5 protein-coding genes are annotated in these 6,690 nt (G+C 62.8%); all 5 read left to right on the forward strand.

Going from position 1 to position 6,690, the window contains the following annotated elements; genetic code table 11:
* Nucleotides 1-1,047 (forward strand): amidohydrolase family protein (locus VGP39_RS12325; protein ID WP_327568390.1); only part of this gene is annotated, 1,047 nt, incomplete at its 5' end.
* A gap of 19 nt (nucleotides 1,048-1,066) precedes the next feature.
* Complete coding sequence (locus tag VGP39_RS12330; protein ID WP_327568391.1) at nucleotides 1,067-1,480, forward strand: Rieske (2Fe-2S) protein; 414 nt, start codon at nucleotides 1,067-1,069, stop codon at nucleotides 1,478-1,480.
* Nucleotides 1,481-2,431: 951 nt separating this feature from the next.
* Nucleotides 2,432-3,403, forward strand: coding sequence for a S1C family serine protease (locus VGP39_RS12335; protein ID WP_327568392.1), 972 nt, complete (start codon nucleotides 2,432-2,434; stop codon nucleotides 3,401-3,403).
* A 328-nt stretch (nucleotides 3,404-3,731) separates the two neighbouring features.
* Nucleotides 3,732-4,763: a S1C family serine protease gene (locus VGP39_RS12340; protein WP_327568393.1), complete on the forward strand. Its 1,032-nt coding sequence runs from the start codon at nucleotides 3,732-3,734 to the stop codon at nucleotides 4,761-4,763.
* 86 nt (nucleotides 4,764-4,849) lie between these two features.
* On the forward strand, nucleotides 4,850-6,457 hold the full coding sequence (locus tag VGP39_RS12345) for an alkaline phosphatase family protein (RefSeq protein WP_327568394.1): 1,608 nt from the start codon (nucleotides 4,850-4,852) through the stop codon (nucleotides 6,455-6,457).
* The last annotated feature ends 233 nt before the right edge of the window (nucleotides 6,458-6,690 follow it).

The following is a 6,690-nucleotide window of genomic DNA, read 5'->3' on the forward strand; positions in this document are numbered from 1 at the left end:
ATCGACTGCGACATCCATCCGAGCCTGCATTCGCGCGCCGACCTCAATCCGTTCCTGCCAAAACGCTGGCAGGAGCATCTGAAGACCTACGGCGATCATCTGCGCACGCCCTATATCGGCACCACGCCGTATCCGCGCTCCTCGCCGCTGATCTCGCGGCGCGACGCCTGGCCGCCGACCGGCGGCCCGCCCGGCTCCGACCTCGACTTCATGCAGAAGCAACACCTCGATCCGCTCGATGTCGAGTTCGGCATATTGCAGGTGCTCGACCTGTTCATCTTCTCGCAGCAGAATCTCGACTTTGGCGCGGCGATCCAGCGCGCCGTCAACGAGTGGCAACTCGCGCACTGGAGCGACCGCGATCCGCGGCTGAAAGCCTCGATCCTGGTCGGGCAGGACGACACCGCGGCCGCCACCGCCGAAATCGAGCGTTGTGCCAAGACCGGCCGCTATGTGCAGATCAATGTCTCGCCGCGCGCCAACGAGCCGCTCGGCCGCCATCGCTACTGGCCGATCTATGAAAAGGCGCAGGAGCTCGGGCTGCCGCTCGGCATCCATGTCGGCGGCTACGGCGGGCATGCGCCGACCGGCGGCGGCTGGCCGTCGTTCTATACGGAGGAGCATCAGTCCAACGCGCATTCGGTGGCGGCGACACTCTCTAGCCTGGTAATCGAGGGCGTGCCCGAGCGCTTCCCGCGCCTGAAAATCGTGTTTATCGAAGGCGGATTCGGCTGGATTCCGTCGACCACGTGGCGGATGGACCGGCATTTCGATCGTTTTCGCGACGAGGTCCCGCACCTGAAGCGCCGGCCTTCGGAATATGTCCGCGAGCACTTCTGGTTCACCACCCAGCCGATCGACGAGCCGGACAACGCAAAGCATCTGCGCTCGGTGATCGACTGGATCGGCGCCGACCGGCTGCTGTTCTCGTCGGATTATCCGCATTGGGATTTCGACGATCCGCGCTTCGCCTTCAAGACGCCGCTGAGCGAGGCGGAACGCGCGAAAATCTTCAACGCCAATGCGCGTGCGCTCTACAAGCTCTGATCGCAAAGTTTCGGAAGACATGGCCCGTCACGTCGTCGCCCGCACTTGCGACATCCCGCCCGGCGGCAACAAGGTGGTCGCCGTGGACGGCCGCGACATCGTCGTGTTCCATGTCAACGGCGAGTTCTTCGCGCTGCTCAACCGCTGTCCGCATGAAGGCGCGCCGCTCGACAAGGCGGCCTGCGTGGCGCGGCTGACCTCGCCCGAGCCCGGCGTCTATCAGCGCTCGCGGGTCGGCGAACTGCTTCGTTGCGCCTGGCACGGCTGGGAATTCGACATGCGCACCGGCCAATCCTGGTTCGACCCCAAGCGCGTCAAGATCAGGACCTATCCAGTCGCCGTCGAGGACGGCGAGACGCTGGCGAAGGGGCCTTATGTGGCGGAGACGTTTCCGGTCCACATCGAGGACAGCTATGTGATTGTTGAGGTTTAGTGGTCCCGGTAACTATACCGCAAATGCTGCAAGACATTTGAGCCAACGCTATTTTGACGGCATGCCAGGAGGCACCGTTGCACTGCGGAAGAGCAACGGCGTGAGGTGGATAGTGAGGACGCGCCGGCCCAGTGGCGCTTGACCGGCTAGCGGCGGGCCCGGCCTCTCCAGTCTCATTGCTGGGTCACAACCTCCGGTCTTGTGACAGACAGACCTTGGCCCCGGGCGCATCTTGCTCCGCGTTGGGCATCGGTCTCGTGGCCTCCCGCGAAAATAAAAGTTAGGAACGAATCGCTCCGAGCGGGCATTCTACAGAGCCGGGATTCACCGGCTTTTAGCTGGGAGGAATAGTAATGTTTCAGAGAGTGCGCCAACTTGCATTCGCCGTCGCGGCAGCAGCGGCCATTATTGTGGTGGTGCCAATCTCGGCCTTTTCCCAATCCGTCCAGATTGGACCGGGAGGCGTCCGCATCGACGATGGGCGCGGCCGCGGTGGTGGGCAATGCGAAGAATTGCGGCGCGCCTGCGAAAACAAAGACCGGCTAGGGGAGCAGGGCGAAGGAAATTGCCGCAGATACCGGGAGACCTGCCAAAAACCGGTTCGAAGGGATGTGTGCGGCGAACTGCGGCAGGCTTGTCTCAACAAGGACAAACTGGGCGAACAAGGCGAAGGAAATTGTCGCCGGTACAGGGAAACGTGTAGAGGTCGCTAACTCGCTCAGAACCAGACGCCCCCGCAAGGTGGCAATTGAAAAGAGGCCGCCAATTGAGGCGGCCTCTTTGGTCTTATCTACCGCGTTAGCCTCCGGCGGCTGTCGCAATATCGTTTGGCTGCATCCGCCGAGTAGCCCTTGCGCTTTGGCCGCTTTCGGCCGCAGGCAGCGACCGGGGCATTTTGATGCAGCCAGGCACCTGTGATAAAACCTCTCCTTGGGGAATCGGAGAGCCTGCATGCCTTCGTTGACCGAATGGAAAGTGCCGCCGGCGATCCAGCCGCGCGCTGAGGATTACGGTTTCGACCTCGAGCGCGCGCTGGCCGCGGTGGTCGGCCTGCATTCCATCATTCCGCCAGATGCCTTTACGGCCGACACGCTCGGCACCGAGCGCGCCGGCAACGGCGTGCTGATCGGCGACGGGCTGGTGCTGACCATCGGCTATCTGATCACCGAGGCCGAAACCGTCTGGCTGCATCTCGGCGACGGCCGCGTGGTGGAAGGCCACGCGCTCGGCTTCGATTCCGAAACCGGCTTCGGCCTGGTGCAGGCGCTCGGCCGTATCGATCTCGAGCCGTTGCCGATCGGCTCTTCCGCTGCGGCGGAGCTCGGCGACCGCATCGTGCTGGGCGGCGTCGGCGGGCGCACCCGGTCGCTCGCCGGCCGCATCGCCGCCCGGCAGGAATTTGCCGGCTACTGGGAATACCTGCTGGATGAGGCGATCTTCACCTATCCCGCGCATCCCAACTGGGGCGGCACCGGGCTGATCTCGGATCGCGGCGAATTGATCGGCATCGGCTCGTTGCAGCTGGAGCGCGACCGCGCCGGCAGGGCCGAGCACCTCAACATGGTGGTGCCGATCGACCTGCTCAAGCCAGTGCTCGACGACTTGCGCAAATTCGGCCGCGCCAACAAGCCGGCGCGGCCGTGGCTCGGGATGTATTCGACCGAGATCGAAAACAAGCTGGTGGTGGTCGGCATCGCCGCAAAGGGCCCGGCGGCCCGCGCCGAACTCAGGACCGGCGATATAATTCTGGCCGTGAATGGCGACAAGGTCGCAAACCAGCCGGCGTTCTACCGAAAGCTCTGGGCGCTCGGACCCGCCGATGTCGACGTCCCGCTCACGCTGTACCGCGAGGGCGACGTTTTCGACGTGACGGTGAAATCCTCCGACCGCGCCAGATTCCTGAAGGGACCGCGGCTGCATTGACGGCAGAGCGTAGGGGGGCAAAGGCGCTCTGGCGCCGTGCCCATCATCCATACACCCCACCGTCATCCTGAGGTGCTCGCCGCATCTCGCGGCGAGCCTCGAAGGATGGGCCACAAGCGCCTGCGGCCATCCTTCGAGACGCGCGCATGAGCGCGCTCCTCAGGATGAGGGTGGTGTATGTGCGGCGATCAAGGAATGATGGGCACCACCGGACGCGTTCGCGTCCGACGGCTTTGCCCATCCTACACACGCATCGAAGGGCTCCAGGCGCCGACACTTGCCGTTCACAACACCTGTGACCATCTAACACGCGAAAAAGGAATTCGCGATGTTGGATATTTCGCAAGACTTTGCGGACGACGAAATTTCATCTCAAAACCCGCCAACGGCCGCGGTCGACGACCACGCCCTGCTCGACGCCTACTCCAATGCGGTGATCGGCGTGACGGAACGGGTCGGGCCGGCGGTCGTGCGTGTCGAGACCATGTCCACTCAGCCCAACGGGCGGCAGCGGGGCGGGCTGGGATCGGGTATCGTTATCTCGCCGGACGGGCTGGTGCTGACCAACAATCATGTGGTCGGCTCGTCGAAGCAGATCAGGATACGCGACAGCGAAGGCGGCGTCACCGATGCGCGGGTGCTCGGGGTCGATCCCGACACCGACCTCGCTTTGCTGCGCGCCGACGCATCGCGGAATTTGCACTTCGCAGCGCTTGGCAATTCGAAGAACCTGCGGCGCGGCCAACTCGTGGTTGCGATCGGCAATCCGCTGGGATTCGAATCGACCGTCACCGCGGGCGTGGTGTCGGCGCTTGGCCGCTCCATCCGCTCCGTCAATGGCCGGACCATCGAGGACGTCATCCAGACCGATGCCGCGCTCAATCCGGGCAATTCGGGCGGACCGCTGGTGTCGTCCGCGGCCGAAGTGATCGGCATCAATACCGCGATCATCAACGGCGCGCACGGCATCTGCTTTGCGGTCGCCAGCAACACCGCGCAATTCGTGCTGTCGGAGATCATCCGTCACGGCCACGTCCGGCGCGCCTATATCGGCGTGTCGGCGCAGAGCGCGCCGATTCCGCGCCGGCATGCGGTGGTGGCCGGCATCGACAACACAATGGGCGCGCTGCTCGCGCAACTGGAGCCGGACAGCCCCGCCGCGCTGGCCGGATTGCTGCCCGGCGATGTCGTGACCCGCCTCGACGGTGTAGACATCAACGGCGTCGACGACCTGATCCGCGCGCTCGACCGCGACCGGATCGGCCGGACGCTTGCGATGGAGGTGCTGCGCATGGGCCGCGCCCGGGCGATCGACATCCATCCGATCGAGCGGAAGGCGGTGGTGCGGTGCGTTGGATAGCCCTTGCGGCAGGCGGGAGAACTTATTGACAATGCAACCTTGGCATGCCTTGTGCATTGTGCCGCCTTACCCGTCGAGGAGGTTTCATGGGTAACGCACTTGCGAATATTCAGCACGTTGTCGTGCTGATGTTTGAGAACCGGTCGTTCGACCATCTGCTCGGGGCGATGCCGGGCGTTGACGGCGTGTTGGATGGCCAGGGAAACCTCAAGCCTGATCTCTACAACACCATGAACCCGCTTCAGGCGCCTGACTCCAACAGCAACCCGGCCACATACATGACCGGCATTTTGCCGGGCGTCGGTACGGGCAACTACGAGTCGCAATATATCAACAACGATATCAATCACGAATTCGGCGACGGCATGATGCACGATCTGTTCGGTCCCGGCGCGACCGGAATCATCGGAGGGCAGCCGCAGAACGCGCCGGCGATCACTTTCCCGCCCATCAACAGCGGTTTTCTATCTACCCCGAGCGAAGGCATAAATCCGAACAACGGTCCGGGAGCATTGACCTATTTCGAATGGCTGTCGATGCAGGTCTTTCACACGCTGGCCCAATCCTTCGTGGTGTGCGACGCGTGGTACTGCGATATGCCCGGCCATACCGCGCCCAACCGCGCTTTCATGCATTGCGCCAGCACGGGCGACCTCGGCATCGACGACAATGACGCGGTCGGCGGCACCAATATGGTGAACCGCCTGACCATTTTCGAGCGCATCCAGCAAAAAGGCCAGACCTGGAAAATGTATTGGCTGGGCAGTAACTGCGATACCAACTGGCTGAACGAGCAGGTGTTGAGCCAGCAGTACAATGAAAACGAACCGGCCGGGTTTAACGTGACCAACGTGCCGATCGCCAATTTTTTCAACGACCTGACCAACGGCACGCTCCCGTTCTACAGCTTCATCATGTGCTTTAACCACGGCACGGATACCAGCATGCACCCGATTGCGATGGTCGAGGCCGGCGAAAACTTCCTGGCGTGCGTCTACAACGCGCTTAGCCAGAGCTCCTACTGGGGCAATACTCTGTTGATCGTGAATTTCGACGAGAGCGGCGGCATCTACGACCACAAGAGCCTTCCTGCCACGGTCGCTCCGGGCTTCGATCCGAACGACGGACAGCAGCCGCCGGTCTGGACCTGGAACTCTTCAATCACGAATCTGACCTATTCGTTCGATTTCTCCGTGTTGGGCGCGCGCATACCCGTGCTGCTGATCTCGCCATGGCTGCAAGCCGGCGTCTGCAACACGCAATACCAGACCACTTCCATCCTGCGGTTTTTGCAGGACCTGCTGCCGCGACCACCCAATACAGAACCTTACTCGCTCACCCAGCGCGACCTGACCGCCCCGTCGATAGCGCCGGTTTTCGATTATTCGCAGTTCGGGGTCAGTACGATGCGTACCGACTGCCCGAGCAACATACCGGGCTATACCAATTCAGCCGTGTATCCGAACACCATCAGTTGCTCCGAACTGATGTCGGATCCGACCCCGGAGCAGTTGGCGGCCGTGCCCGCGCCGCATCTTGTCAAGATGACCAGGAAATACCTCGGGCCGCTGCCCGGCCATCCGGACAGCGGCAAGCCTTTAACAAGGAGCTTTGCGACCGTGGGCGAGATGCGCGCTTATTCGAAAGAGCGGATGGACGCGGCGCTCACCTATATCAAGCCGAAGCAGCCGTAAGGTGGGCAAAGGCGCTCTTGCGCCGTGCCCACCATCATTATCTCGCGGCGATGGAATGGTGGGCACGCCGCCCGGCGCGTGCGCGCCGGCGGCTTTGCCCACCCTTGTATAAGCGCGAGAGATTATACTGGCGTCGTTCCCTGAGGAATGGCCCGGTTCGGGTGGCCGCCCGAACCGGGTCGCCGATCGATCGGATCGATGCCCACCGAAGCCTTTAGGGCTCTAGTCGTAGC

This window comes from Bradyrhizobium sp. (assembly GCF_036009065.1).
GTDB lineage: Bacteria > Pseudomonadota > Alphaproteobacteria > Rhizobiales > Xanthobacteraceae > Bradyrhizobium.

Bases quoted from the DNA above. Each gene is read 5' to 3' on its own strand.
- VGP39_RS12330 (WP_327568391.1), top strand. From the start codon at position 1,067: ATGGCCCGTCACGTCGTCGCCCGCACTTGCGACATCCCGCCCGGCGGC.
- VGP39_RS12335 (WP_327568392.1), top strand. From the start codon at position 2,432: ATGCCTTCGTTGACCGAATGGAAAGTGCCGCCGGCGATCCAGCCGCGC.
- VGP39_RS12340 (WP_327568393.1), top strand. From the start codon at position 3,732: ATGTTGGATATTTCGCAAGACTTTGCGGACGACGAAATTTCATCTCAA.
- VGP39_RS12345 (WP_327568394.1), top strand. From the start codon at position 4,850: ATGGGTAACGCACTTGCGAATATTCAGCACGTTGTCGTGCTGATGTTT.